Source organism: Cupriavidus sp. CuC1 (assembly GCF_044627735.1).
Lineage (GTDB): Bacteria > Pseudomonadota > Gammaproteobacteria > Burkholderiales > Burkholderiaceae > Cupriavidus > Cupriavidus ulmosensis.
The window spans coordinates 23,042-49,227 of record NZ_JBIUHC010000007.1 but is presented as its reverse complement, the minus strand read 5'-3'; the positions used below and the strand labels follow the sequence as shown (position 1 = coordinate 49,227).

The window sequence follows — 26,186 nt, the reverse complement described above, 5'->3', positions numbered from 1 at the left end:
TCAACACCAAACATCATGACCCACGTATTCCACCGCAATCCCCGCCAGACTCTCGCCGTGGCAGTCGCCGGCAAGGGCATCGAGCTGATCGACAGCAACGGCAAGCACTATATCGACGCTTCGGGCGGGGCCGCGGTGTCCTGCCTGGGCCACGGGCATCCCCGCGTGATCGAGGCCATCAAGCAGCAGGTGGACTCGCTCGCCTATGCGCATACGTCGTTCTTCACCACCGAAGTGTCGGAAGAACTGGCCCGGACCTTGGCGCAAGCGGCCCCCGGCGATCTCAACCACGTCTACTTTGTCTCGGGCGGCTCCGAGGCGGTGGAGGCCGCGTTGAAGCTGGCGCGGCAATACTCCGTGGAGATCGGGCAGACGGAGCGCCGCCACTTTATCGCGCGCCGCCAGAGCTATCACGGCAACACCCTGGGCGCGCTGGCCATCGGCGGCAATGCATGGCGCCGCGAGCCATTCCTGCCCCTGCTGGTGCCGGCGCACCATGTGGCGCCGTGCTACGCGTATCGCGACCAGGGAGCGGGCGAGACCGACCAGCAGTACGCGCAGCGCCTAGCCGACGAGCTCGAAGCCAAGATCCTCGAACTCGGCCCGCAGAGCGTCGCCGCGTTTGTGGCGGAGACCGTCGTGGGCGCCACCGCCGGCGCGGTACCGCCGGTGGCGGACTATCTCAAGCGCATTCGCGCCGTCTGCGACAAGTACGGCGTGCTGCTGATCCTCGACGAGATCATGTCTGGCATGGGCCGCACCGGCTACCTGTTCGCGTGTGAGGAAGATGGGGTGGTGCCCGACATCGTGACTATCGCCAAGGGCCTGGCCGCGGGCTATCAGCCGATCGGCGCGATGATCTCGAGCAGCCGCATCTATGACGCGGTGGTCAACGGCAGCGGCTTCTTCCAGCATGGGCATACGTATATCGGGCATGCCACCGCTTGCGCGGCGGCCCTGGCCGTGCAGCGCACCATCGCCGAGGACCGTCTGCTGGACAACGTGCTGGCACGCGGCGAGCAGCTGCGCGCACGGCTGCGCGAAACGCTGGGCGATCACCCCAACGTTGGCGACATCCGCGGCCGCGGCCTCTTTGTCGGCGTGGAGTTCGTGGCCGACCGCGAGACCAAGGCGACGCTGGACCCGGCCCTGAAAATGCATGCCCGGCTCAAGTCCACCGCCATGCAGAATGGGCTGCTGATCTATCCGATGGGCGGCACCGTGGATGGCGTGCGGGGCGACCACGTGCTCTTTGCGCCGCCGTTCATCTGCTCGGCGCAGGATATCGACCGCATCGTCGAGCGCTTTGCCGAGTCGGTCCAGGGTGTGATGCCGGCGACCCACAGCGCGGTCGCCTGAGGCGGGGCGCCAATCGCGAAACGGGGGAGGGCGTCAGGACGGCAGGTCTGCGGCGTGGGCGCGATCGGGAAAACCCCGGCGGGATTCACATTCAGCAGCATGTCATGTCCTCCTGATTTCGCTTATTTTTTCTCGCCGACTGAATAGGGCGGCATCTGGTAGCTCCACGTCTCGCTCAGTGTCTTGTCGCCCGACACTAGCGCCGCGCGCATTTCCACCACTTGCTTCGGATCCTTGACCTTGATCCGCATGTTCAGCCGCCAGCCCTTGATGACGGGGTTGGGCTCGACCATTCTTTCGATGATCTCGGCATTGTTGCTCACGCTGACCTGCGCGCCGACCTGCGTGCCGGCGGGGAGGTTCGCCAGCACGGGGCCTTCGAAATCGACCACGATGCCGGTGCTGCCATCGAGATGGCGGATCAGGTTGGCTTGCGTGATTTCTCCCGCCGAGCGCAGCGTCTGCTTGACCCACGCCAGATCCTTGTCCATCAGGGCGCGCTCGTTCCGGGTCCAGTGCATGGTGTAATCCGCCTTCAGGGGCTGGCCCTTGGGCGGCAACTGGTCCGGCGTCCAGAAGGCGACGATGTTGTCGTTGGTTTCGTCCGGCGTGGGGATCTCCACCAGTTCGACCTTGCCCTTGCCCCAGTCGCCCTGGGGCTCGATCCAGGCGCTCGGGCGCAGGTCATAGCGGTCCTTCAGGTCTTCATAGGCTGAGAAGTTACGCTCGCGCTGGAGCAGCCCGAAACCCTTGGGATTGGTGACCTGGAAGGTGCTGATGGCCAGGTTGCGCGGATTGTTCAGCGGCCGCCACAGCCATTCGCCACTTCCCGTATGGATGGCGAGCCCGTCGGAGTCATGCAGGGCAGGGCGGAAGTTGTATTGGTCGCGCTGCTGGTTGGGCCCGAACAGGAACATGCTGGTCAGCGGCGCCACGCCGAGCTTGGTGACGGGCCCGCGCAGGTAGATGCGCGCCTGCACCTTGAGGACCGCGTCCTCGCCGGGGTAGAGATCGAAGCGGTAGGCGCCCGTGGCGCGCTGGGAGTCGAGCAGGGCGTAGAACACCAGATGCTTGTCCTGCGGATCGGGCCGCACGATCCAGAACTCGCGGAAGGCCGGGAACTCCTCGGCGACGGGCAGCCCGGTATCGATGGCCAGGCCGCGGCTGGACAGGCCATAGACCTGGTTCTTGCCGATGACCCGGAAATAGCTGGCACCGAGCACGCTCATGATCTCGTCGAGCTTGTCGGCGCGGTTGATGGGGTAGAGCACCCGGAAGCCGGCATACCCGAGCTTGGCGGTGGCGGACTTGTCGAGTTTCAGGTCGCCGAAGTCGAACCGCGCGGGGTCGTACTTGATCTCATGGGCCGCGCCGCCGACGATCTCGTTGATGCGCACCGGGCTGCCGAACTGCATGCCCTGGTGGTAGAAGCCCAGGCGAAACGGCGTGCCCTGGTCCTTCCATTCCAGGTTGTCGCGCTGGGGCTGGATCTTGATGTAGTCGGCGAACTGCATCTGGCTGAACAGGGGAGGCAGGTTGCTGACTGGTGCGGCATAGGGTTTGTCTGCCAGGGCCTTGGCGCGGGGTGCCACGTCGTCCAGGGTGAACGCGCTGGCCTGGGAGCCAGCCAGCAGTGCTCCCGCGGCCATCAGCGTTGGCAAGGCGATTTGCATCTTGTTACGAAACGATGCGGCGATGACGGCAAGAACCACGGATCTCTCCAGAAAAACAGGTTACGCGAGGCTGCCGCGGCACACGCGGCGGCAGCCGATAGTGTAGTGGCGGTAAACTGCGGGCGCAGTGCAGAAAGATAAACGATAGCGTATTTCGCTTTGCGTGCCTGTCAGGCAGGAAACGCGCACCATCGCGGGGCAGCTACCTTGTCGCGCCACCTGGATAACCATCAGATGAGAATGCTTTCTTTGCTGGCCCTGTCGGCCAGCCTGGTTTGTTCGCCGGTTCTTGCCGGCACCGCGCCGGCTGCGGCCGGCGACAAGAATGCCTTCGTCGCCGATCTCATAGGACGGATGACGCTGGAGGAAAAGATAGGGCAGCTGCGCCTCATCAGCATCGGCGAGGACATGCCCCAGCCCCAGCTGCTCAAGGAGATCGCGGCAGGCCGGGTGGGCGGCACGTTCAACTCGGTGACGCGCAAGGACAACCGGCCGATGCAGCAAGCGGCGGTGGAGCGCAGCCGCCTGAAGATCCCCATCTTCTTTGCCTACGACGTGGTGCACGGCCACCGCACCATCTTCCCGATCAGCCTGGGCCTGGCCTCGAGCTGGGACATGGAAACCGTGGCGCAGAGCGCGCGCATCTCGGCCATCGAAGCCAGCGCGGACGGCCTGGACATGACCTTCGCGCCGATGGTCGACATCTCGCGCGATCCGCGCTGGGGGCGCACGTCGGAAGGATTTGGCGAGGATCCGTACCTGGTCTCGCTGTGCGCCCAGGCCAGCGTCAAGGGCTTTCAAGGTACGTCCCTGGCCAATGCCGACAGCGTCATGGCCGTGGTCAAGCACTTCGCGCTATACGGCGCGGTGGAAGGCGGGCGCGACTACAACACGGTCGACATGAGCCCGATCCGCATGTACCAGGACTACCTGCCCCCGTACCGGGCCGGCATCGATGCCGGCGCCGGCGGCGTCATGATCGCGCTGAACTCGATCAACGGCGTGCCGGCCACATCCAACACATGGCTGCTGCGGGACCTGCTGCGCAAGACCTGGGGCTTCAAGGGCATTACGGTGAGCGACCACGGGGCCATCGACGAGCTGACCAAGCATGGCGTGGCCAAGGATGCGCGCGAGTCCGCCAAGCTCGCCATCCTGGCCGGCGTCGACATGAGCATGCACGACGCCGCCTACCGGGATCACCTGCCCGAACTGGTGAAGTCCGGCGAAGTGCCCATGGGCGTCATCGACGACGCGGTGCGCGAGATTCTGGGCGCCAAGTACGACCTGGGACTGTTCCAGGACCCCTACAAGCGCATCGGCGCGGCCGGACAGGACCCGGCGGACGTCGACGCGCAGAGCCGCCTGCACCGGGAGCCCGCACGCGCCGCCGCGCGCCAGTCGCTGGTGCTGCTCGAGAACCGCGAGCGCACGCTGCCGCTGAAGAAGGCCGGCACCGTCGCAGTCGTCGGGCCGCTGGCCGATGCGTCCATCGACACCATGGGGAGCTGGTCCGCGGCCGGTAAATCCGCTCAGACGGTGACGCTGCTCCAAGGCATGCGCGACGCGCTCGGCGACAAGGGCCGCGTGGTCTATGCCCGCGGCGGGAACGTGACCGACGACGCCGGCGTGGTCGGCTACCTGAACTTCATGAACTGGGACAAGCCCGAGATTGTCCAGGACAAGCGCGCCCCCGGCGACATGATTGCCGAAGCCGTAGCGGCGGCGCGCAGCGCCGACGTGATCGTGGTGGCCGTGGGCGAGTCGCGCGGCATGTCGCACGAAGCCTCGAGCCGTACCACGCTGTCGCTGCCGGGCAACCAGGAGACGCTGCTCAAGGCGCTCAAGACCACCGGCAAGCCGATGGTGGTGGTGCTGATGAACGGCCGCCCGCTCACCATCAACTGGGTGAAGGACAACGCCGACGCCGTGCTCGAGACCTGGTACGCCGGCACCGAAGGCGGCCATGCCATTGCCGACGTGCTGTTCGGCGACTACAACCCCTCGGGCAAGCTGCCCATTTCCTTCCCGCGCTCGCTCGGGCAGATCCCCACCTACTACAACCAGCTGCGCATCGGGCGCCCGTTCGTGCCGGGCCAGCCGCCAAACTACACCTCGCAATACTTCGAGGAAACGTCCGGCCCGCTGTACCCGTTCGGCTATGGACTGAGCTATACGGACTTCAGCGTGTCCGGCATCACGTTGTCGAGCCCCACCATGCCGCGCAATGGCCGCATCGAGGCCAGCGTGACGGTCAGGAACACGGGCCAGCGCGACGGCGAAACCGTGGTCCAGCTCTATCTCCAGGACGTCGCCGCCTCCGTGGTGCGGCCGGTGAAGGAGCTCAAGGACTTCCACAAGCTCATGCTCAAGGCCGGCGAGGAGCGCGTGGTGCGTTTTGCCCTCGATGAGGACAAGCTGAAGTTCTTCAACGCCAAACTCGAATACGCCGCCGAGCCGGGGGAATTCAAGGTCCAGATCGGGCTGGATTCGCAAGCGGTGCGGGAGCAGGGCTTTGTGCTGCAGTAGGGGGAGGGCTTGGGAAGGTGCGTTGCCTGCGCGCGAGGCTTCGGCCAGTCGGCCCTGAATAGGGGTTTATGCCAGCTTTTCGCCGGCGCTGCGTTGCGGTCTACTGGAAGCGAGTTGAGACGTGGCTGGCGTGTGGACAGATACTGCCGTGCTTTCCACTAACGTCCAGCCGTGGATTCCTACTTCAGGAGACAACACCATGGTGACCAAGCAGGACGACGCATTCGTTTTGAAAAACCTTCTCGCGCTGGCGGCAGTGGAAGCGCTAGGCGGCGCGATTGCGCTAGGGTTCGCCTTCAACCTCCTGACCTGACTGGCATATAGCCAGGGACCATCCATCATTGGATAAGCCTTAAATCAGCACTAAACAGCATTAAAGCTTCCCGGCACTGGCCTGGCTCTGGCCAGTGCCGGGGAACTTTGCCAGACTCTGCCTTGATTGCCGGCGCCGTCGACTCAGTTCAGGCTTCCGGGATTCTGCGCCGCGGCGCGCTGCTTGGCCTTGGCCGCCCAATAGGCGCCAATCTGCTTCTGCGTGATCTCGCCCTTCTTCCTGGTGTCGATCGCGTCGAAGTTCTTGTAGACCTCGGGCATGCCCGCCTGCGCCTCCTCTTTCGTCAGCTTGCCGTCGTGGTTGGTATCGGCGGCGGCGAACTTCTCCGCGAATTTTGCCTTGGCTTCCTTTGCATTCATCGGCTGCTGTTGAGCGCCGACGCTGCCGGCAGCGAAAAATGCGAGCAGCGCCAAGCTGGCTGTTGATACTAGCCGCTGAATCATTAGAGTCTCCTTAAGCATTTCGATGGTGAGGCCAGATGGTTTGGCGGTAGTCCGCGATCGGTTGGCTTTTGCAGGAACCGGGGCAGTTTTCCCATTAACCCATTAAGGGTGGTGAGCCGGGCAATCCCTGCCGCCCTTTAAAACACGCCGGGAATGATGCGATATCGCACATTGGCCTGATACGTGCGGTAGGCCGGGTCTTGGCCCAGCACTTGTTCTTCCCTGAATATCCGGCCCGTTTGCAACGCATAAAGGCCGCCGTAGACCAGTGCATTGCGCCAGCCGAAGTTGGCCAGCAAGAAGCCAAGGTCGGTCACCAGGTAGCTGAGATAGATGGGGTGGCGCACGAGCCGGTACGCGCCGCGCGACACCACGCCGCGATTGGCGGGCAGGATGCCAAAGGAGCCGCGCAGCGAGAGCTTGGCGAACAGCTGGAACAAGATGCCGGCGACTTCCAGCGTGGCCCCGACTGTCTCGGGGACAAGGCGAACGCCGGGATCGAGCTCGATCCCGAGGTAGTAGAAGCTGCCGCCAATCGACATCACGAAGCTCAAGGGGCGCATGTCGCGCTTCTCGGGGATGCGCGAGAACAGCGACAGGCCTACGGTCAGCAGCGTGGCAACCACGAGCAGCAGCAAGGTGATGCGCTCGGGCGCCAGGCGCCACTGCGCGTACGCGCTATAGGCGAACACGCTCAGCAACAGGACGACGCAGAGGCGCATGGATACCTCCGTCACCATCTCACGCACTTGCGGCCGGATCAATCCGGTAGTGAATCCACCAGCGTTGCGCGCATTGACCCCGGTGGCGCTACGCGACCTTGCGTCGCTATCGTCATGCATTCCCCGATACCTCTCTGTTTTTTTATAAGGCAACGCTGCATTTCCCGGGCGGGACAAGTTCATGCCGCGCCGGATGGGCTCAGCGTGCCAATCATGCGCAGAGATTACGCCGGGATGCGGGTGCAACCCATATCCCCCTGACGAGGGGGCAACCTCGCGTGTCAGGCAACCGCTGGGCGCGGCACCAGCGTGACCCAGTAGCAACGCTGATGTCGAATTAATGCGGACGATAATCATTTCTATTTGCATTGCATTCGTCCCAGCACCTGGGGCGCAAGGCAGGATGGGGATGTGAGCGAGCCTAGGCATTGTCGCCCGACGCCGCCTCGCTGATGTACTCCGCAAGGCGGCTTGCCACCGGCTGCCGGCTATGGCTCGGGCGCTCCACCAGCCCGATTTCCCGGTGGAAGGTGTCGTCGCCGAGCGGCAGGGCAATCACGCCGTCTGGCCATGTGCCCTGCGCCGCCGTCTGCGGAATCAGAGCCACGCCAAGGCCACGCGCCACCAACTGCACGATGCCCTGCAACTCATCCAGCTCGATGGCGTCCTGCACCGCCAGGCGCGACTGGCGCAGGAACTGGTCGACCAGCCGGCCACCGAATGAGCCGCGGTCGTAGCGGATAAAGGGCGCGGATTCCAGCGCGTCGCTCCACGCCTGACCTGCCATGGCGGCTGGCGCGAGCAGCACGAACGGCTCCATCACGAGCGTGCGCCACTCCAGTTCGGATGGCAGTGCAAAGGGCGGCCGGATCATCACCGCGATATCGATCTCTCCCGCATCCACCTGACCCAGCAGGTTCAGCGATACGCCTGGCACCACGCGGATGCGGCAGCCGGGCAGCGCTGCGCGGAAGGCGGCCATGGCCTCGACCAGGAACGACACCTGGGCCGAGGCGATCGATCCCACCCGCACCATGCCGCTGCGCTCGGCGCTGCCGCCATGCTCGCCGATGCGTGCGTACAGCGTCATCAGCTCCTCCGCCAGCGCCAGGGTTTCCCGGCCCGAGGCGTTCAGGCGCGCGGAACGGCCGGTACGGTCGAACAGGGCGAAGCCGAACTCCTGCTCCAGCCGGTGGATCTGCGCGCTGACCGCCGACTGGGTCAGCCCGATGCGGGCGCCCGCGCTGGCAAAGGTGCCGTGCCGGGCCACGGCGATAAAGGTCTTGAGCTCGCGCAGCATGTTCGATTCATCAATTTCCATGTAGCTAAGGTCAAAAATATATCGCTTTTTTTAATTTATCGCCATGCCTAGACTTTCACTCATTGGTTCACCGGCCGGCGCGTTGCCGGCGGCAGGCCAAGACCCGACCCACACACGACACATCGATCCCCCAGCGCCATGAGCGAAATCACGCCCGTCCTCGCCCCGTTCCACCTTGCCTTCCCCGTCCACAGCATCGCCGCCGCGCGCGCGTTCTACGGCGACCTGCTGAGCTGCCCCGAAGGGCGCAGCGCGCCGGACTGGGTGGATTTCAACTTCTACGGCCACCAGATCGTGGCCCACCTGGCGCCGGAAGAAGCAGGCCACCGCAACACCAGCGCCGTGGATGGCGATGCCGTGCCGGTGCGCCACTTTGGCGTGGTGCTGCCGATGGATCAGTGGCATGTCGCCGCCGACAAGCTCAAGGCCGCCAACCTGTCGTTCATCATCGAGCCGCATATCCGCTTCAAGGGCGAGGTCGGCGAGCAGGCCACGATGTTCTTCCTCGACCCGTCGGGCAATGCGCTGGAGCTCAAGGCCTTCGCCAATATCGCTTCGCTGTTCGCCAAGTAACCCCAGCGTCAGATCAAGGCCAGACCCGAGTGAGACCGGCCACAAGGCCGGCCGCCGCACGCGGGGCAGGGCTCGCCCGCCCCGCGTGCATCGCCCCCACGCAGTAGCTGCAAGAGTTAGCCGATATGCGAAGAATCCTGGTTGCCAACCGTGGCGAGATCGCCTGCCGCATCATCCGCGCCGCGCAAGCGCTCGGCATCGAAACCGTGGCCGTGCATTCGGCCGCCGATGCCGGCGCGCTGCACTGTGAAATGGCCGACATCGCCGTGGCGGTCGGCTCCGCGCCGGCGGCGCAGAGCTACCTGAACGTGGAAGCGGTGCTCGCCGCAGGCACGGCGCACGGCGCCGATGGCGTGCATCCCGGTTATGGCTTCCTCTCCGAGAACACCGCGTTTGCCCGCGCGGCGCAAGCCCAAGGCATGCAATGGATCGGCCCATCCGTGGAGTCGATCGAGAACATGGGCGACAAGAACCGCGCCCGCGACATTGCCGCCGCGTGCGGCGTGCCGGTGCTGCCTGGCAGCATCCGCTTCTTGCCCGGCGACCTGTCGCACCTGCATGCCGAGGCGCAGCGCGTTGGCTATCCCGTGCTGGTGAAGGCCGCCGGCGGCGGTGGCGGCATCGGCATGAAGCGCGTCGACGGGCCAGACACGCTGGCAGCCACGGTGGCATCCACCCAGGCGCTGGCCCTGAAGGCTTTTGGCGACGCCAGCATCTACCTGGAGCGCTACGTGCCGCGCGCCCGGCATATTGAGGTGCAGGTGTTTGGCTACGGCGACGGCACGGCGGTGCACCTGTTCGAGCGCGAATGCTCGGTGCAGCGCCGCTTCCAGAAGATCATTGAAGAAAGCCCGGCGCCCAACGTGCCTGCCGCCGTGCTGGCCAGCATGAGCGCGGCGGCGGTGGCGCTGGCCGAGCACCAGCGCTATCGCGGCGCGGGCACGGTGGAGTTCATCCTGGACGCGGACAGCGGCGAGTTCTTCTTCCTCGAGATGAACACGCGCATCCAGGTGGAGCACGGCGTGACCGAGGCCATCACCGGCTGGGACCTGGTACAGGCGCAGATCCGGCTCGCTGCCGGCACGCTCGCGCCCTGCGCGCAGCATGAGATCCGGCGCTGCGGCGCGGCCATCGAGTGCCGGCTGTATGCCGAGAATCCGGCGCGGCATTTCATGCCATCGCCTGGCAAACTGGCGTGCTTTCGCCTGCCGGCGGGCATGGCCGGGCTGCGCGTCGACACCGGCGTGCGCGAGGGTGATGCCATCACGCCGTTCTACGATCCGATGATCGCCAAGCTGATTGCCTATGGCACCGACCGCGAAGCGGCCATCACTACCATGCAGGCGGCGCTCGGCGCGACCGAGATCGAAGGCATCCGGCACAACGCCGTGTTCCTTGGCCGCGTGCTGGATCATGCGGACTTCCGCGCCGGCCGGGTCGATACCGGTTTTGTGGAGCGCGAGCTGGCGGTGCTGCTGGGGGAGTCCGCCGTGCCGGCGGCCGAGCCCGCGCCGTCCGCCGGGGAGGTGCCGGCATGACCGCGCAGGACATGAAACACGCAGCGGCGTGCGCGCAATCGACCTGGCGGATCGCGCCGTCCGGCGACCGCTGCCTGATTGTCGAGTTTGGCACCGTCGCCGATATCGCCACCAACCGCCTGGCCTGCGCGGCAGCGGTGCGGATCGCCGCAGCGGCCTTGCCCGGCGTGACCGACATCGTGCCCGCGCTGACCACCGTGGGCGTGCACTACAAGCCGATCGCCGTGGCCCGCGCGACGGGCAGCAGCGCTGCGTTCGAGATGCTCTGCGCGATGATCGGCGAACTCCTGCGCGAAGGGCTTTCGGCAAGCGCTAGCTCGCCGCTGGTGATCGATATCCCTGTCTGCTACGGCGGCGAGCATGGTCCCGATCTGGACGATGTGGCGGCCACCTGCGGCCTCTCGCCCGAGCAGGTCATCGCGCTGCATGCCGCCGAGCCGGTCGATGTGCTGATGCTGGGCTTCGCGCCGGGGCATCCGTATGTGGGGCGCTTCGACGCGCGCCTTTGTCCGCCCCGCCGCAGCACGCCGCGTACCGCGGTGCCGGCCGGCTCCATTGGCCTGGCCAACCGCCAGACGGTGATCTACCCCATGACCTTGCCGGGCGGCTGGAACCTGATCGGGCGTACGCCCGTGGCGCTGTTCGACCCGCATCGCGCGTCGCCGTGCCTGCTGGCCGCCGGCGACCGTGTGCGCTTCCTGCCGATCTCGGCCGAAGCATTCGAATCCATGCAGGCGGGCGCAGGTGTGCAGCCATGAGCATAGAAGTCATCAAGCCCGGTGCCCTGAGCACCTTCCAGGATCTTGGCCGCAACGGCTACCAGCAGCTTGGCGTGCCTGCCAACGGCGCCATGGATGAGCGTGCCCACCGGCTGGCAAATGCACTGGTCGGCAATATCGCCGCCAATGCAACGCTGGAGATCACGCTGATGGGCCCCACGCTGCAGTTCCACGTACCGGCCGTGATCGCCGTGTGCGGGGCGGACCTTGACGCTACGCTCGACGGCGCGCCCGTGCCGATGGCGCGCGCGGTGCCTGTTGCCGCAGGTGCCGTGCTGGCCTTCAGCAAGCGCCGCAGCGGCCTGCGTGCCTACCTGGCGGTGCGCGGCGGGTTTGCGCTGTTGCCAGTCATGGGCAGCTGCAGCACCTTTGTGCGCGGCGGCTATGGCGGCGCGGCCGGCAAGCCGTTGCGCAAGGGCGATCGCATTGCCTTGCGCGATGGCGTCGCCGCCCCGACCGCGCATGCCGATCGCCCCGTGTTCCCGGCCGATGTTCTGGTCGCGCCGGACCAGCCGGTGCGCATCGTCGCCGGGCGCGAATGGGCGCGCTTCTCCGATGCCGCCAGGCATGCTCTGGTCAGCGAGCCGTTTCGCATTGGCGCGCAATCGGACCGCATGGGCTACCGCCTGGAAGGCACGCCCCTCGCGCTGGCCGCACCTGCCGAGATGCTGTCCGAGTCCGTGGCCTTCGGCACGATCCAGGTGCCGCCCGACGGCCAGCCCATCGTGCTGATGGCGGACCGCCAGACCACCGGCGGCTATCCCAAGATTGCCCATGTGTGCGCGGTGGACCTGCCGCGCCTGGCGCAGAAGATGCCGGGCGAGGCGGTGCGCTTTGTGCTGGTGGACCTGCAGGAAGCACAGCGACTTGCCATGCTGCAGGACGAAGCATTTGACGCCATGGAGATGGCCACCGCAGGGGAGCGCGCTCGTGCCTGAGATCGATTTCAACAGCGATATGGGCGAGAGCTTTGGGCTCTACCGCCTTGGCGACGATGCGGCCGTGCTGCGGCACGTCACCTCAGCCAACATCGCCTGCGGTTTTCACGCGGGTGACGCGCAGACCATGGCCGCTACAGTGCGCGCCGCCACCGCGCTAGGCGTCTCGCTTGGCGCGCATCCGGGCTATCCGGATCTGCAGGGCTTTGGCCGCCGGGCCATGCAACTCGGCCACGATGAGATCTACAACATCACGGTCTGCCAAGTGGGCGCCATGCAGGCGTTTGCCGCCGCGGCCGGCAGCCGGCTTGCGCATGTGAAGCCGCACGGCGCGCTGTACAACCAGGCCGCGCGCGATGCCACGATGGCGCGCGCGCTGTGCGAGGCGGTGCGCGATGTGGATCCGGCGCTGGTCTTCTATGGCCTGGCCGGCTCCGCGCTGGTCACCGCCGCGCGCGAGGCCGGGCTCGCGGTTGCGCAGGAAGTCTTTGCCGACCGCACTTATCAGGACGATGGCTCGCTCACCCCGCGCAGCCATCCCGCCGCCATGATCACCGACCCGGAGGCATCCATCGCACAGGTATTGCGCATGGTGCGCGACGGCGTGGTGCGCTCGCTGGGCGGCGTGGACGTGCCGGTGCGGGCGGACACGCTGTGCATCCACGGCGACCAGCCGGGCGCCGCCGGGTTTGCCCGCCGCATCCGCGCCGCGCTGGAGGCCGAGGGCATCACGGTGCGCGCACCGCAATCACAATAGTACGGACAAAAAACCTATGCCCGACACAAAATCGCCAATATCCATCTTGGCCGAAACCGCCGGCACGCTTTGGAAGCTGGTAGCTCAGCCCGGCGAGATGCAGGTAAAGGACGCCACCCTGCTGATTATCGAATCGATGAAAATGGAAATACCGCTTGAGGCCCAATCGGCTGGTTATATAGAGTCATATTGCGTGGCCGAAGGCGAAATCGTGGAAGAGGGCCAGGTATTGGGTAGCTTCATCCCGGTTGCTTGAGATTGTGTTGATTTTCAAGCTGTAAATCTGCCGTCCACCTGTTTTGGTGGCGTTGGCCACTCGGAATGGGCTGGCTGGTTTTTGAGTAATCCCGCGGGCTGGGACATTAATCACCAGCCGGCGGCGAGCCATGCCGGTTTCGGTGCGCTCCATGTCCCAGGCGGGCTTGCAGTTCCTGGTTGTGGTGCGGCGGGGCGCATGAGATCCCCGAAATAGATGACGGGTTCTTGTCAGGAATCGTTACGCCCGGAATTTGGTGTTTTTTCGAAATTTTCAACATGAAAATCGCTGGCATGCTTGTTGCGAAGTATCCGGTGTAATCGATCAGGCATGAATTCCGGCGACCTCAACAGGTTCGCGATTCCCGGCGGGTGGTTAGCTCTCCGGAAATAAAAAATAAGACGCGGGCCCGGCCTATGCCCCAGGCAGTTTGAAGCATAGGACGGCCATCGCGGCAGGTATTCGTGCTTCAGCGCTGGTTCATCCAGGGGTTTCACCACACCTGGACTGGATTTTCTACCCCGATGCATCCTGGAAACTGACAATATGTCCAACGCCCCCATCTCATCCCTGCCGATGCCCGACGCGGCGCCGGCATCCGCCCCTGCCACGGCGCCGGCAGCCGGCAACGCAGTCGCCCGCAAGGCGGCCATGGCCGCCGCGGCCGGTACCGCCATCGAGTACTACGAGTTCGGCGTGTACGGCTATATGGCCTCCACCATTGGCCCGCTGTTCTTCCCCAGCGATAGCGCCACGGCTTCGCTGCTGGCCATCCTGGCCGTGTTCGGCAGCGCGTTCCTGATGCGCCCGATCGGTGGCATCGTGCTTGGGCGCCTGGGCGATCGCGTTGGCCGCCGCGCCGTATTGCTGGTCACCGTGATCGGCATGGGCATTGCCACCGGCATGATCGGCCTGCTGCCGGTCGCCGCCAGCGCGGGCATTGTCGCGCCGCTGTTGCTGTTGGCGATTCGCCTGGCGCAGGGCTTCTTCGCCGGCGGCGAAGTCACCGGCGCGGCCGCCTATGTGGCCGAGTCCGCGCCGAAGGGCAAGCGCGGCTTCTACGGCGCCTTCACACCGGTCGGCGTGGCCGTGGGCGGCGCGCTGGCCGCGACCGTGTGCGGCATTACCACCGGCTTGCTGGATCCAGTGCAGATGCAGTCATGGGGCTGGCGCCTTCCGTTCCTGATGGCGATCCCGATGGTGGTGATCTCGTCGATGGTGCGCAGGCGCGTGGAAGAGTCCGTGGCCTTCAAGCAATTCCAGCAGCACAGCGAGCCGCCCAAGGCGCCGCTCAAGGAAGTCTTCACCGCGCATATGCCTGCCGTGGTCAAGGTGGTGCTGCTGTCGTTTGGCCAGAACGTGGGCTACTGGGTAGGCCTGGTGTTCATGAATATCTACATGACCACCTACCTCAAGTACGACAAGGCAACGGTCTACTGGATCATGGCGTTCGTCAGCCTGACCATGGCCATGCTGATGCCGCTGTGGGGCGGTTTGTCCGACCGCCTCGGCCGGCGCAAGGTGCTGGCCATCGGCTTCTGTGCCTACATGGTGCTGGTGTTGCCGATGATGATGCTGATGGACAACCACAGCATCGGCCTGGCATTCCTCGCCATGATGGTGGTGGCGCTGCCGATGCCGATCGTGCAGTCCGTTGGCTACCCGACTTATGCCGAGCAGTTCCCGACCCGCGTGCGCTACACCGGCATGGCGTTCAGCTTCAACATCGGCGCCATCCTCGGCGGCGGGGTCACGCCGTATGTGGCGACCGCGCTGATCGGCAGTACCGGCAACCTGCTCAGCCCGGCCTACCTGCTCATGGGTGGTGCCGCCGTCAGCCTGCTGGCGCTGCTGGGCGTGAAGGAAACCGCCCGCCAGGCGCTCGACTGATGACGGATCGTAACCGGAGCGTGGAGATGGAAGCAGGCATCCACGATAGGGCCGGGCTTGCGCCCGGCTGGGCTGCGACACCGGCCGGCGCACGCGCCGCCGTCCGCAGCGGCCGCTACAACGGCAATACCAGCGGCATGGCCCCCGGCCATGGGCAGGGCAACCTGATGATCCTGCCCAAGGACTGGGCAGAGGATTTCCTGGGGTATTGCCGGGCCAACCCGGTGCCATGCCCGCTGATCGGCATGACCGAAACAGGCAGCCCGGCTGTGCCGATGCTGGGCGACGATATCGACCTGCGCACCGACGTGCCGCGCTACCGCGTGTGGCGCCATGGCGAGCTGGTGGAGGAGCGCGACGATATCAGTGCGCTCTGGCAGGACGATTTCGTGGGCTTTGTGCTGGGCTGCTCGCTATCGTTCGAGGACGCGCTGGAGCGCACCGGCTTACGCGTGCGGCACGTGGACGAGGGCAAGGTCGTGCCAATGTACCGCACCAGCATCCAGACCACGCGCGTCGGCCCCTTTCATGGGCCGATGGTGGTGTCGATGCGGCCTTACACGCCGGCCGAGGCGGCCATCGCCTCCGCCGTGTGCGCCCAGTTGCCTGCGGCGCACGGGGCGCCGGTTCATATGGGCGACCCCGCCGCGATCGGCATCGCGGATATCGGCTGCCCTGACGAAGGCGAGCCGACCGCGATCCTGGCCGGGGAGATTCCGGTGTTCTGGGGATGCGGGGTCACGCCGCAGGCGGCGGCCATGATGGCGCGCCCGCCGCTATGCATCACCCATGCGCCGGGACACATGCTGGTGTGCGACGTGCCTGCCAATGGGTTGAGGCTACTGTGCGCGCAGGGGGATGAGGTGTAACGAAGGATGGCACCGGAGTTGCCAGGAGCCGCCGGAAATGCGCGCGCTAAGCACGGGCCGTATCGTTGCGGCGGATCACCGCCCCGGCACGGGCGCCGGTGCTCTCGCCGCCGTTCCACGCGATGGTGCCATTGACGATGACCGTCTCGATGCCCTTCGCGCGCACGACGGGCTGCGCGAAGGTCGCCATATCGGCAACGCTGGCGGCATCGAAGATGGTGATGTCCGCGAAGTTGCCGGGTGACAATATCCCGCGCCCCGGCAGCCTGAAGTAGCGGGCCGTCAGGCCCGTCATCTTGTGCACGGCCTGCTCGAGCGGGAACAGGCCGAGGTCCCGGCAGTAGTGCCCCAGCACGCGCGCAAACGTGCCCCAGAGACGCGGATGCGGCGCGGGGTCGTGCGGCAGTCCGTCGGATCCGATCATGGTTTCGGGATAAGCGAGGATGCGCTGCACGTCCTGCTCGTCCATGAGGAAGTAGATCGCGCCTGCCGGCTGCAACGCATCGACGGCGTCCTCGGGCGAGAGGCCCATCGTCGCCGCAATGACTTCGAGGTCCTGTCCGGCGAACTCGGGATGCGGCACCGAGCGCGTCACGATGACGCGGCTCGACACCGCGAGCCGGTCCTTTCGCAAGATGGTGGAACCGGCGTTGTACGGATAGCAGTCGAGTCCGATCAGCTGACGCTGCGCCGCCCTAGCGATGTGCCCCAGCGTGCCGGCCGAGCGCCCGTGGTTCTTTGGACCAATCAGCTTGTGATGCGAGACCACGACTGGCGCGCCGCCCGCGGCGCCGATCTCGAACGCTTCGTCGAGCGCCTCGTGGATCCGATCGCCCTCATCGCGAATATGGCTGGCGTAGACACCGCCGTAGCCGCGCATGACCGCCGCCACAGCGGCCATTTCGCCGGTCGTGGCGGGCATCGCGGCAGGATAGGCGGCTCCGGTCGAGAGCCCGATGGCCCCGCTCTCCATGGCGTCGCGCAACAATGCCTGCATCGCCGTGATCTCTGCGTCGGTCGCCGCCCGGTCGAGCCGGTCCATCACGGCGGCCCGCAGCGTCGTATGGCCGACCAGGCAGGCCGCGTTGACGGCAGCGGGATGTTGCGCCAGCTCGGCGAGATAGTCGCCGAACGCGGGGTAACGAAAGACGGCAGGCTCGTCGCCGAGCAGGTCAAGCGGCGGCGGAACGGTCTGTCCCGGGGGCGCACGCCAGGGCGCCAGGCTGATGCCGCAATTGCCGGTCACGACCGTGGTAACGCCCTGGCTGAGCTTGGCCGGCATCAGCGGATCGAGCGTCAGATAGCGATCGTCGTGCGTATGCGAGTCGATGAAGCCGGGGGCGACGATGCGGTCCCGCGCATCGATCACCACCGCCGCGGAGTCGGACGCCAGCGCGCCCAGCGCCGTGATGCGCAATCCGTCGACCCCGATGTCGGCGAGCCTGCGCGGCGCGCCGGTGCCGTCGATCACGGTGCCGCCGCGAATCAGTATGTCGAATTGCGCCATGATCCGTGCTCCTCAGTCGATCGCCGCGCCGGAACTCTTGATCACTGCGGCCCAGACCGGCCGCTCCTTGCGGGCGAGCTCGAAGAATGCGCCGCGCGGCCCCGTGGTGACCTCGTACGCCATGTCGGCCAGCCGCGCTTTCATGGCGTCCGAGTTGGCCGCCTTGTTGAAGGCCTTGTTGAGAAAGTCGAGGATCTGCGGGTCGGTCGCGGCGGGCGCGACATAGCCGGTCCATGCCACCGCCTGGTAATCCTTCAACCCCGTCTCCGCCATGGTCGGCAGCTTCGGCAGGCGGCTGTCGCGGCGCGCGCCGGTGACGGCGAGCGGCACGACGCTGCCGTTCTTCAGATATGGCGAGATCGATGTGATGTTCTCGAAGACCAGATCCACTTCGCCGCGCATCAGCGCCAGGTCCGCTTCGGGACCGCCCTTGTATGGAATATGTGTAATGGAAACACCGGCCATCGCCTTGAACATCTCGGCGCTCAGATGGCCCGTGGTGCCGTTGCCGCCCGAGCCGACGGAGAGCTTGCCCGGCGCGCTCCTGGCCAGCGTGATCAGTTCGGAGACCGACTTCACGCCGAGGTCCTTGCGCACCGCCAGCACGTTCTGCACGAAGCCGGTCAGGGCCACGGGCGCCAGTTGCTTGTCGGCGTCGTAGGGCAGCTTCTTGTACAGGGACTGGTTGATGGCCAGTGTGCCGGCATTCGCGAAGCCGATGGTGTAACCGTCGGCCGGCGCGTTGATAACGGCCTGCGTGCCGATGATGCCGGACGCGCCCACGCGGTTGAGGACCACGACCTGCTGCCCGATATCATGGCCGACCGCATCGGCCAGCAAGCGCGACACGATGTCGGGTGTCGTACCTGCATTGAACGGGACGATCAGCGTGATGGGGCGCTCGGGATAGGCTGCGAAGGCGCTCGCCGTGAACAGCATGGCGGCGGCCGTCAGTGACATCCGTCTGACTAGCCGGTCGAAATTCCGGAGGAGAGACATGGTGGCGTTCCTTTCGTGGTAGGCAAGTTGGCATCAAGGCCGGCTCGCGCCAATATGCGCAGGGCCGGGGACACGGCTGTCTCAGGTACCGTGCGCGGCGGCTGCAGTGGGCTGCAGCATCGTTTGAAGCAAGGGCAGATCGATATTGCCGCCGGACAGGACGATGACACCGTCGCGGCCTTCGAGATCGATCACGCCGGCGAGCAATGCCGCCAGCGCGACGGCTCCGCCCGGCTCGACCAGCAGCCGAAGCTCCTCGAGCGCGAAGCGAATGGCGGCGCGGACCTGCGCATCCGTGACCGCCACCGCGCCGTCGAGAAAGCGCTTGTTGATCTCGAAGGGCAGTTCGGCTGGCGTGTTGGCCTGCAACGCGTCGCAGAGCGTTGTGGCGCCCGCCGCATTGATTTCCCTGAGGCCGCTGCGCAGCGAGCGCACCGTGTCGTCGAAGCCAGCGGGCTCGGCCGCGATCAGTCGCGTGCCTGGATTCAACGCGTCGACGACCAGGCCGCAACCGGCCATCAGCCCGCCGCCGCCGCAGGGCGCCGCGAACAGGCCGAGGTTGTCGAGCGCAGCCTCGGGCAGGTCCTGCAGCGCCTCGAGCGCCACCGTGCCCTGGGCGGCAAGGACCGCAGGATGATCGCCCGGTGGAATCAGCGTGCCGCCGGTTTCGCCGAGCAGCCGTATCCCGATTGCCTCGCGGCTTTCATGGCGGCGGTCGTAGTGCACCACGCGCGCACCCTGGGCCAGCGCGCGCTCGACCTTGTTGCGTGGCGCATCGGCAGGCATCACGATGGTCGCCGCCACACCGAGCTGGCGCGCGGCCCAGGCGATCGCCTGCCCGTGATTGCCGGTGGAATAGGCGATCACGCCTTTCGCGCGCTGGTCGCTGTGCAGCGACAGCAGGGCATTGAAGGCGCCGCGTGCCTTGAACGAGCCCGTGACCTGCAGGTTCTCGGCCTTGAGCCAGACCGGCGCGCCGGCAATGGCGTCGAGCGCCGGCGAACGCAGCAGCGGCGTGCGCACGACATGGGGAGCGATGTCCAAGGCGGCCTGCTCGACGTCGGCGAAATCGGGGACGCGCATGTCACCCAGCATCTCGTGCCGGATCGCTGGCGCGGGTCGTGGTCGTGCCGGATGGATATCCAGCGTTTCGGTTGGCTGCATGGAGAAGACGGGTGGGTGGTCGAGGAAAAAGGGAGGCGGGATCAGCGCGCCGGCCAGGTCGGCGGGGCCACGCTGCCGACCTGATCGGTGATGCGTGAATACGCCTCGACACGACGGTGCAAACCGAAGTTGAAGACGGTGGACCGGCCCAGTTTGCACATGTCCAGGTTGCAGTCGGCCACGATGAGTTCGTCGTCCCAGCTGGTGGCCTGCGCCATGATTTCGCCTTGGGGATTGACGATGATCGAATGGCCGAACATTTCGTGGCCGTCCTCGGTCCCGGCCTTCGCGACGGCGACCGCGAAACACGCGTTCTGATAGCAGCCCGCCTGAATGGACAGCTGCGAGTGGAACACGCGCAGGTGGTGGGCCTCGAAGCCGCGGTTCTCCATGTTCATGCTAGGCGTGTTGTAGCCCAGCATGACGAGCTCGACCTGCTGCAGCCCGAGCACGCGCCAGGCCTCGGGCCAGCGGCGGTCGTTGCAGATCATCATGCCCATGTTCACGCCCTCGGCCTCGCCGACCGGCGCCCGGACCACCGGGAAGCCGAGATTGCCGACTTCGAAATAGCGTTTCTCGAGGTGCTGCACCTTGCGCGCCGGTGCGTACTCTGCGTGGCCGGGCAGATGGACTTTCCGGTACTTGAGGATCACCTCGCCCGACGGTGCGATGATCGCCGAGGTGTTGAACCGGCGCTTGCGCATGACACCGGCTTCATCGGGCTCATAAGCGATCTCGGCGTAGCCCAGGTACACCGTCAGGCCAAAGCGGCGGATCGCCTCGAACAGCGGCGCCGTCTGCGTCGAGGGCAGCGCTGTTTCGAACCAGCGGTCCGCCTCGTCGAGGTCCTCGTGGTACCAGCGCGGAAAGAACGTGGTCAGCGCGAGTTCGGGAAACACGACGACCTGTGCGCCGCGCCGGTAGGCACGCTCTAGCAGTTGGACCATCCGTGCGACCGCGATCTCGCGTCCTTCGGACTTCTGGATGGGACCTAGCTGGGCGGCGGCGACGGTGATGATGCTGGACATGTGTTGGAGCCTCTGGTGCGATGGGGTGGGGTCGAGTATAGGGACGCGATGCCGCCCTTGAAATGCGTCGCCCCGCGCGCCGATAGGGCGCCAATCGGCGCCGTCTCGTCCTCGCAACGCATTGATTTAAAACAAAAAAATGCCTCTGGGGCCGCCCTGGTGCGCAGCCGCCTCATAGCCCCTTGTTATGGGTCCTTTGCAATATGTGATGGGGCGCGGCGGTGGCCTGTGGCAATCGCGCCACCGCGCCGCCAACGCCCTCTCAGGCGAACATCGGCGGGCGCTGCGCATCCCCGCTTGGTGCGGCGTCCAGCAGGTGCATGAGCGTGGCAAGAAAGCCTTTGGCCAGGGTCGACATCGGGCTCTGCCGCGATTGGATCAGGTAGATCTTGTGGCTGAGCGACGGGCTGATCGGCTTGAGTACGACGTCGTCCGACCCGGATGGCGTGTATCCGAACGACTCCACCAATGCCACCCCGACACCTTGGCGCACCAGCGCCATGGCTTCGGGTGTCGAGCGAATCTCGATGTCCGGGGTGAGTGGCGCCTGCTCCGACGACAGGAAATGCGAGGAGAGCTGGCCGAAAGGGGTGTCTGCGCCATAACCGATGAAGGTCTGGCCGCGCAAATCGCCGGTCGTCACAACGTCCAGCGACGCTAGCGCGTGTCCCTTGGGCAGCGCGCACAGGATCCGCCCCTCGCCGATTTCCCGGGTCCGGAGATTCGCACCGTCGGGCGGTGCCATCGATGCAATGCAGAGGTCGGCGTGCCCCTGCACCACGAACGGCAGCAAGGCGTCGAACGGCATGGGGCGGTAGTGGACACGGACGTCGGGATGCCGCACCCGGAAGCGCTGGATGGCGCGCGGCATCAGCCATTCGCTGTAACTCGGACTGGAGACAATCGAGAGCTTGCCCTCGTTCTGTTCGCCCAGGCTGCTCGCCACGGCATTGAACCGGGCGACACCCCTGAGGATAACCTCGACTTCCTCGAACAGCCGGCGCGCCTCCGGCGTGGGCTGCAACCGTCCCTTGACCCGTTCGAACAGCAGGAACCGCAGGCGGCTTTCCGCGGTTGCCAGCACCCGGCTGATTGCCGGCTGTGACACGCACAGCATGCGCCCGGCCTCGCTCAGCGAGCCGGTGACCATGATCGCGTGGAAGACCTCGATCTGGCGAAGGTTCAGGGGAATGGCGGGAGGCCGGCTAACGGCTGACATACAAGGTGGCGCCAAGGCAGGCGTGCGGTAATGGCAAGTGGACTCCGTGACGACGCAAGAAGCGCGCCACCGGACGACGGATCCGCGCCACCCGTCGGGCGCGAGCGAGGTATCAAGCCAGTGTGTCGGCACGCACGGGCGCCACGTCTTGCATTTGCGCGGCGAACGCGTCGGGCAACAGTTCGCCGCCGTGCGGAATCGAAACCACCAGGGGAATGGTACCCTGGGTCAGCCTGCAAACGGGGGATTCATGACTGGACTTCCTTGAATGGCGTGATGACGGGAACGCGCCTGCGCACCCACACGCGCGCATCGAGAAGGTGTTTCGGTTGCACTCCCGCGAACACGTCGATGATCTGTTCGGCGCATTGGAGCGCCGTGGCATGCAGCGCCTCCTCGGTGGAGCCGGCCAGATGCGGGCTCAGCACGACGTTGTCGAGCCCGGCCAGCGGGGACGCCGCAGATAGCGGCTCCTGCGCGAAGACGTCCAGCCCGGCGCCGAACAGCCGGCCGTCCTTTAGCGCTGCGGCCAGCGCGGCTTCGTCGATCAGCCCGCCGCGCGATGTATTGATGACGATGGCGCGCGGCTTCATGCTGCGCAACGCGTTCGCGTCGAGGGTGTGGCGCGTGTCGGCACGCAGCGGGCGGTGCAGCGAGACGACGTCGGACGCCGTAAGCAGTTCGGGCAGCGTCGATACCCGCGTAGCGCCGTGCGCTTCGACCTCGCACGCCTGCACGCTGGGCGACCACACCAGCACGCGCATGCCGAGCCCCGCGCGCGCCATGTCGCAGACCAGGCGCCCCGTGCGGCCGAAGCCGATCACGCCGAGGGTCTTGCCATGGAGCGAGAGCATCGGTGCCGCGTAGCGGTAGCCCCAGTCGGACTGCCGCGTGGCTGCGTCGGCCAGCGGCGCCCGGCGCGCGACCGCGAGCATCAGCATCAGCGTGTGTTCGGCCACGGCGCCGATATTGGCGTCGGGCGTGGACACCACCGGGATGCCCAGTTCATGCGCGTGTGCGACCGCGATCTTGTCGGTGCCGGTACCATGATTGCTGATGACCGCGAGCCGCGGTGCGGCATCGATCATCGCGGCGGTCAGGCCTTCGCGCACGATCACAGCGTCGGCGCCGGCGACTTCACGGATGCGGGCGGCTTCGTCACCGGCCTGGCCCGGGCGTACCTCGAAGCCCGCGGCGTGCAGGCGCTCCGCGCCGATGGGGTGGATGGGCTGGGTAATCAAGCAGACTGGCATGGGCGTTGCGTGGGAATCAGGCATGGGTTGAGTTGTGAACTGCGATGCGGGTCGTGCTGCAGGCATCCTAGCCTGCGCGCGCTGCCAACGTGCCGGCCAGCAGCCGCGTGGCGACAGCGAAGTCGGCGAGGTCCATCGACTCGTTGGGGTTGTGGCTGCCATGGGCATTGCGCACGAAGATCATCGCAGCCGGTATGCCCTGGCCGGCAAACAGCGCCGCGTCATGTCCCGCGCCGCTGGGCATGGCGCGCGCGCGTACGCCGCCCAGGCTCGCCGAACAGAGCAGGGCGTGCTGGAGCGACGGGTCCATCTGCGCCGCGGCACTGGCCGACGCGGCGCCGAGATCGACCTGCACCCGGTACTGCGTGCCGATGCCTGCCGCGGCGGCATGTACCCGCGCATCCATCAGGTCGAGCGTGGCGCGGCAGCGGGAACGCATGTCGACACTGAACTCGACCAGGCCGGCGACCTTGCTGAAATCGGCCTGCTTCGGGTCGGTCATGCAGCGGCCGAACGTCAGCGTGAGTTCATGCCCCTGCGCCTCCAGCGCGATCCAGTCCTGTTGCAGCGCGTGGATCAGCGCCGCGGTTGCTACCACGGCATCTTGCCGGTGGCTGCGCGGCGTCGCGCCGGAATGCGCATAGGCCCCCTGCACGCGGGCATGCCGGTAGCGCTGGCTGCCGCAGATGCCGGTGACGATGCCGACGACGTCGCCCGTCTCCAGCAGCACCGGTCCCTGCTCGATATGGAGTTCGACAAAACAATCGATGCGCTCGGCGCGCAGATGTGCCTGGCCCGCGCGGACCTCGTCCGGCCGCCCGCCCGCTTCACGCAGATGGTCGGCCAGGCTGCGGCCGGTGTCGGCACGCACACTGTCGAGCGCCTGCGGCTCCAGCAGTCCAAAGGCGGCCTTGCTCCCGGCATAAGAGACCGGAAACCAAGCGCTCTCCTCGGCGCGGATTGCGGCCACGGTGACGTCGCGACGCGGCGCAAAGCCCGCCTTGCGCCAGCCAGCCAGCACGGCGAGACCGGCGACGACCCCGGCGGCGCCGTCGAAATTGCCGCCGCGCGGCACCGAGTCAAGATGCGAACCCGTCATGACCGCTGCGGCGCCGCGATCCGTGCCCGGCAATGTCAGATAGAGATTGAGCGCCGCATCGGTCGCCACCTCCAGTTCGAGCGCGCAGGCGGCGTCGGCGACAAGCTGGTGCGCCCGCTGCTCGCCCGCGCCGTAGCTGTCTCGCGTGACGCCAACGCCGTCGAAACCCTGTTCGCGCAAGCGGTCGAACAGCGCGGTGGCGAGGGCGAGATCCGGTTCGGCGATGGTCATCGGATGGTCTCCATCGCGTCTGCCTGCGCCTCGGCCCGCGCGGCCGCCTGCCTGGCAAGCGACGGATCCCAGTCACGCCCCGGCATCGCGTCGATGAGCTGGCGCGTGTAGGCATGCCGGGGCGTCTCGAATATCTGGGCAGGGCTGCCCTGTTCGACCACGGTGCCCCGGTGCATGACCAGCACCGCATCGCAAATCTGCGCCGCCACGCGCAGATCGTGGGTAATGAAGACCAGCGCGATGCCAAGGCGCCGTTGCACGTCGCGAAGCAGCCGCAGCACCTGCGCCTGCACGGAGACATCGAGCGCAGACACCGATTCGTCGGCGACGATCAGCCGCGGCTCCATCGCCAGCGCCCGCGCGATGCCGATGCGCTGGCGCTGGCCGCCGGAGAACTGGCTCGGATAGCGGTCAAATGCCGAGGCATCGAGCTCGACGAGCTGCAACAGCTCGCGCGCCCTCGCCAGCGCCTGTTCCCGGGACACGCCGCACGCGAGCGGACCATCGCAGAGGATGCGCCCGACCGTATGGCGCGGATTGAGCGAGGCGAACGGGTCCTGGAAGATCATCTGGATGTGGCGGCGTAACGGCCGGAACTCCCGCTCGCTCAACGGGGCGATGTCGCGCCCATCGAAATACATCCCGCCGCCGTCGGTTCCGGTCAGCTTGAGCAGGCATTTGCCGATCGTGGACTTGCCGGAACCCGACTCGCCGACGATACCCAGCGTCTTGCCGGCGCGGACCGAGAAGCTCACGTCCTTGACGGCTTCCACCACGCGCTTGCGTTTGAACAGCCCGCCCGGACTGACGTAGGTCTTGCGCAGCGCTTCGACGCGCAGCAGTGGATATCCGCTCGCTGCGTCGGCCGGGTCATTGCCTTCGCGATCGCCCGGCCGGTGCGACGGCACGCTGGCGATCAGCCGTTGCGTGTAGGGATGGCGGGGCCGGTTCAGCACCTGGTCGGCCGTACCCTCCTCGACCAGCAGGCCCTTCTCCATCACGACGACACGATCGGCGATATCGGCCACGACGCCAAAATCGTGCGTCACGAACATGACGCCCATGCCCTTCTCACGCTGGATGCGGGCGATCAGCGCGAGGATCTGCGCCTGCGTGGTGACGTCCAGCGCCGTGGTGGGCTCGTCGGCGATCAGCAGCGCCGGCTCCAGCGCGAGCGCCATCGCGATCATCACGCGCTGGCGCTGGCCACCCGAAAGACTGAACGGCCAGGCATGGAACAGACCCGCCGGATCCGGCAAGCCGACGAAGTCGAGCAGTTCCAGCACACGGGCCTCGCGTGCCGGACCGGGATAGGCGCCATGGACGCGCATGACCTCGTCGATCTGCTCTCCCACCGGCTGCAGCGGGTTGAGCGCAGACAGCGGCTCCTGGAAGATCATCGCCATGTCCTTGCCGCGCATGCCGCGCAGCGTCGTCTCGTCCACGCCCAGCAGATCCTTGCCGTGCAGCAGGATCTGCCCCTGCTGCGCATGCAGATAGCCGGGCAGCAAGCCCATGATGGCGTTGGCGCTCATCGATTTGCCCGATCCTGATTCGCCGACGATGCAAACAATCTCGCCGGCGCGGATGTCGAACGACACATCGCGCACCGCGTATTCACGGTCGCCGCCTGCCGGAAGCGGGATACTTAGTCCGCGGATGGAGAGCAGGGCGGTGCCCCGGTCTGGATTGCCAATGGCCACGG

The 26,186-nt window shown here is 66.5% G+C and carries 22 protein-coding genes; 10 read left to right on the top strand and 12 right to left on the bottom strand.

The window, feature by feature from the left end:
• Nucleotides 1–15: 15 nt before the first annotated feature.
• Complete coding sequence (locus tag ACGLHR_RS04655; RefSeq protein ID WP_400092261.1) at nt 16–1,359, top strand: aspartate aminotransferase family protein; 1,344 nt, start codon at nt 16–18, stop codon at nt 1,357–1,359.
• A 122-nt stretch (nt 1,360–1,481) separates the two neighbouring features.
• Here the strand turns inward: ACGLHR_RS04655 and ACGLHR_RS04650 are convergent, their stop codons facing one another.
• Complete coding sequence (locus ACGLHR_RS04650; protein WP_400092403.1) at nt 1,482–3,032, bottom strand: glucan biosynthesis protein G; 1,551 nt, start codon at nt 3,030–3,032, stop codon at nt 1,482–1,484.
• A gap of 240 nt (nt 3,033–3,272) precedes the next feature.
• Between ACGLHR_RS04650 and bglX the strand changes: the two genes are divergently transcribed.
• Entirely contained in the window at nt 3,273–5,561 is a 2,289-nt protein-coding gene (gene bglX / locus ACGLHR_RS04645; RefSeq protein ID WP_400092402.1) for a beta-glucosidase BglX, read from the top strand.
• A gap of 456 nt (nt 5,562–6,017) precedes the next feature.
• Here bglX and ACGLHR_RS04640 read toward each other — a convergent pair whose 3' ends face one another.
• The 3 genes from ACGLHR_RS04640 to ACGLHR_RS04630 form a co-directional block, all read right to left on the bottom strand.
• Nucleotides 6,018–6,338 (bottom strand): calcium-binding protein, encoded by a 321-nt coding sequence (locus tag ACGLHR_RS04640; protein ID WP_400092401.1) that lies wholly within the window; start codon nt 6,336–6,338, stop codon nt 6,018–6,020.
• Nucleotides 6,339–6,475: 137 nt separating this feature from the next.
• Nucleotides 6,476–7,180: a methyltransferase family protein gene (locus ACGLHR_RS04635; protein ID WP_400092259.1), complete on the bottom strand. Its 705-nt coding sequence runs from the start codon at nt 7,178–7,180 to the stop codon at nt 6,476–6,478.
• Between the two features lie 301 nt (nt 7,181–7,481).
• Nucleotides 7,482–8,360, bottom strand: a complete 879-nt coding sequence (locus ACGLHR_RS04630) for a LysR family transcriptional regulator (protein WP_400092399.1) — start codon at nt 8,358–8,360, stop codon at nt 7,482–7,484.
• Between the two features lie 159 nt (nt 8,361–8,519).
• On the opposite strand from ACGLHR_RS04630, the gene ACGLHR_RS04625 reads away from it, so the two are divergent.
• The 8 genes from ACGLHR_RS04625 to ACGLHR_RS04590 all read left to right on the top strand — a co-directional run bounded on the left by ACGLHR_RS04625 (nt 8,520) and on the right by ACGLHR_RS04590 (nt 15,981).
• Nucleotides 8,520–8,954, top strand: coding sequence for a VOC family protein (locus tag ACGLHR_RS04625; protein WP_400092258.1), 435 nt, complete (start codon nt 8,520–8,522; stop codon nt 8,952–8,954).
• Between the two features lie 125 nt (nt 8,955–9,079).
• Nucleotides 9,080–10,492: an acetyl/propionyl/methylcrotonyl-CoA carboxylase subunit alpha gene (locus ACGLHR_RS04620; protein ID WP_400092256.1), complete on the top strand. Its 1,413-nt coding sequence runs from the start codon at nt 9,080–9,082 to the stop codon at nt 10,490–10,492.
• Nucleotides 10,489–11,250: a 5-oxoprolinase subunit PxpB gene (gene pxpB, locus ACGLHR_RS04615; protein WP_400092253.1), complete on the top strand. Its 762-nt coding sequence runs from the start codon at nt 10,489–10,491 to the stop codon at nt 11,248–11,250. Before ACGLHR_RS04620 ends, pxpB begins: the two co-directional genes overlap by 4 nt.
• Nucleotides 11,247–12,209 carry a biotin-dependent carboxyltransferase family protein gene (locus ACGLHR_RS04610; RefSeq protein WP_400092252.1) on the top strand — a complete coding sequence of 321 codons (963 nt, stop codon included), beginning with the start codon at nt 11,247–11,249 and terminating at the stop codon, nt 12,207–12,209. The genes pxpB and ACGLHR_RS04610 overlap by 4 nt, the downstream gene beginning before the upstream one ends.
• Complete coding sequence (locus ACGLHR_RS04605) at nt 12,202–12,966, top strand: LamB/YcsF family protein (protein WP_400092250.1); 765 nt, start codon at nt 12,202–12,204, stop codon at nt 12,964–12,966. The genes ACGLHR_RS04610 and ACGLHR_RS04605 overlap by 8 nt, the downstream gene beginning before the upstream one ends.
• 16 nt (nt 12,967–12,982) lie before the next feature.
• Complete coding sequence (locus ACGLHR_RS04600) at nt 12,983–13,222, top strand: acetyl-CoA carboxylase biotin carboxyl carrier protein subunit (protein ID WP_400092248.1); 240 nt, start codon at nt 12,983–12,985, stop codon at nt 13,220–13,222.
• 546 nt (nt 13,223–13,768) lie between these two features.
• Nucleotides 13,769–15,112: an MFS transporter gene (locus ACGLHR_RS04595; protein WP_400092246.1), complete on the top strand. Its 1,344-nt coding sequence runs from the start codon at nt 13,769–13,771 to the stop codon at nt 15,110–15,112.
• On the top strand, nt 15,112–15,981 hold the full coding sequence (locus ACGLHR_RS04590) for a putative hydro-lyase (protein WP_400092245.1): 870 nt from the start codon (nt 15,112–15,114) through the stop codon (nt 15,979–15,981). The genes ACGLHR_RS04595 and ACGLHR_RS04590 overlap by 1 nt, the downstream gene beginning before the upstream one ends.
• 46 nt (nt 15,982–16,027) lie before the next feature.
• Here the strand turns inward: ACGLHR_RS04590 and ACGLHR_RS04585 are convergent, their stop codons facing one another.
• The 8 genes from ACGLHR_RS04585 to ACGLHR_RS04550 all read right to left on the bottom strand — a co-directional run bounded on the left by ACGLHR_RS04585 (nt 16,028) and on the right by ACGLHR_RS04550 (nt 26,184).
• Nucleotides 16,028–17,488, bottom strand: a complete 1,461-nt coding sequence (locus ACGLHR_RS04585) for an amidohydrolase family protein (RefSeq protein WP_400092242.1) — start codon at nt 17,486–17,488, stop codon at nt 16,028–16,030.
• 12 nt (nt 17,489–17,500) lie between these two features.
• A complete protein-coding gene (locus ACGLHR_RS04580; protein WP_400092241.1) occupies nt 17,501–18,487 on the bottom strand; it encodes a Bug family tripartite tricarboxylate transporter substrate binding protein in 987 nt (328 codons plus the stop codon).
• 81 nt (nt 18,488–18,568) lie between these two features.
• Nucleotides 18,569–19,582: a threonine/serine dehydratase gene (locus ACGLHR_RS04575; protein WP_400092397.1), complete on the bottom strand. Its 1,014-nt coding sequence runs from the start codon at nt 19,580–19,582 to the stop codon at nt 18,569–18,571.
• A gap of 110 nt (nt 19,583–19,692) precedes the next feature.
• Nucleotides 19,693–20,679: an N-carbamoyl-D-amino-acid hydrolase gene (locus ACGLHR_RS04570; protein ID WP_318235617.1), complete on the bottom strand. Its 987-nt coding sequence runs from the start codon at nt 20,677–20,679 to the stop codon at nt 19,693–19,695.
• A 262-nt stretch (nt 20,680–20,941) separates the two neighbouring features.
• Entirely contained in the window at nt 20,942–21,898 is a 957-nt protein-coding gene (locus tag ACGLHR_RS04565) for a LysR substrate-binding domain-containing protein (protein WP_400092238.1), read from the bottom strand.
• Between the two features lie 248 nt (nt 21,899–22,146).
• Nucleotides 22,147–23,151 (bottom strand): hydroxyacid dehydrogenase, encoded by a 1,005-nt coding sequence (locus ACGLHR_RS04560; RefSeq protein WP_400092235.1) that lies wholly within the window; start codon nt 23,149–23,151, stop codon nt 22,147–22,149.
• A gap of 67 nt (nt 23,152–23,218) precedes the next feature.
• Entirely contained in the window at nt 23,219–24,481 is a 1,263-nt protein-coding gene (locus tag ACGLHR_RS04555) for a Zn-dependent hydrolase (RefSeq protein WP_400092234.1), read from the bottom strand.
• Nucleotides 24,478–26,184, bottom strand: a complete 1,707-nt coding sequence (locus ACGLHR_RS04550; protein WP_400092233.1) for an ABC transporter ATP-binding protein — start codon at nt 26,182–26,184, stop codon at nt 24,478–24,480. The genes ACGLHR_RS04555 and ACGLHR_RS04550 overlap by 4 nt, the downstream gene beginning before the upstream one ends.
• Between the last annotated feature and the right edge of the window lie 2 nt (nt 26,185–26,186).

Excerpts from the sequence above, each read along its gene's own strand:
- ACGLHR_RS04655 (WP_400092261.1), top strand. The coding sequence starts at position 16 with ATGACCCACGTATTCCACCGCAATCCCCGCCAGACTCTCGCCGTGGCA.
- ACGLHR_RS04650 (WP_400092403.1), bottom strand. The coding sequence starts at position 3,032 with ATGCAAATCGCCTTGCCAACGCTGATGGCCGCGGGAGCACTGCTGGCT.
- bglX (WP_400092402.1), top strand. The coding sequence starts at position 3,273 with ATGCTTTCTTTGCTGGCCCTGTCGGCCAGCCTGGTTTGTTCGCCGGTT.
- ACGLHR_RS04640 (WP_400092401.1), bottom strand. The coding sequence starts at position 6,338 with ATGATTCAGCGGCTAGTATCAACAGCCAGCTTGGCGCTGCTCGCATTT.
- ACGLHR_RS04635 (WP_400092259.1), bottom strand. The coding sequence starts at position 7,180 with ATGCATGACGATAGCGACGCAAGGTCGCGTAGCGCCACCGGGGTCAAT.
- ACGLHR_RS04630 (WP_400092399.1), bottom strand. The coding sequence starts at position 8,360 with ATGCTGCGCGAGCTCAAGACCTTTATCGCCGTGGCCCGGCACGGCACC.
- ACGLHR_RS04625 (WP_400092258.1), top strand. The coding sequence starts at position 8,520 with ATGAGCGAAATCACGCCCGTCCTCGCCCCGTTCCACCTTGCCTTCCCC.
- ACGLHR_RS04620 (WP_400092256.1), top strand. The coding sequence starts at position 9,080 with ATGCGAAGAATCCTGGTTGCCAACCGTGGCGAGATCGCCTGCCGCATC.
- pxpB (WP_400092253.1), top strand. The coding sequence starts at position 10,489 with ATGACCGCGCAGGACATGAAACACGCAGCGGCGTGCGCGCAATCGACC.
- ACGLHR_RS04610 (WP_400092252.1), top strand. The coding sequence starts at position 11,247 with ATGAGCATAGAAGTCATCAAGCCCGGTGCCCTGAGCACCTTCCAGGAT.
- ACGLHR_RS04600 (WP_400092248.1), top strand. The coding sequence starts at position 12,983 with ATGCCCGACACAAAATCGCCAATATCCATCTTGGCCGAAACCGCCGGC.
- ACGLHR_RS04595 (WP_400092246.1), top strand. The coding sequence starts at position 13,769 with ATGTCCAACGCCCCCATCTCATCCCTGCCGATGCCCGACGCGGCGCCG.
- ACGLHR_RS04590 (WP_400092245.1), top strand. The coding sequence starts at position 15,112 with ATGACGGATCGTAACCGGAGCGTGGAGATGGAAGCAGGCATCCACGAT.
- ACGLHR_RS04585 (WP_400092242.1), bottom strand. The coding sequence starts at position 17,488 with ATGGCGCAATTCGACATACTGATTCGCGGCGGCACCGTGATCGACGGC.
- ACGLHR_RS04580 (WP_400092241.1), bottom strand. The coding sequence starts at position 18,487 with ATGTCTCTCCTCCGGAATTTCGACCGGCTAGTCAGACGGATGTCACTG.
- ACGLHR_RS04575 (WP_400092397.1), bottom strand. The coding sequence starts at position 19,582 with ATGCTGGGTGACATGCGCGTCCCCGATTTCGCCGACGTCGAGCAGGCC.
- ACGLHR_RS04570 (WP_318235617.1), bottom strand. The coding sequence starts at position 20,679 with ATGTCCAGCATCATCACCGTCGCCGCCGCCCAGCTAGGTCCCATCCAG.
- ACGLHR_RS04565 (WP_400092238.1), bottom strand. The coding sequence starts at position 21,898 with ATGTCAGCCGTTAGCCGGCCTCCCGCCATTCCCCTGAACCTTCGCCAG.
- ACGLHR_RS04560 (WP_400092235.1), bottom strand. The coding sequence starts at position 23,151 with ATGCCAGTCTGCTTGATTACCCAGCCCATCCACCCCATCGGCGCGGAG.
- ACGLHR_RS04555 (WP_400092234.1), bottom strand. The coding sequence starts at position 24,481 with ATGACCATCGCCGAACCGGATCTCGCCCTCGCCACCGCGCTGTTCGAC.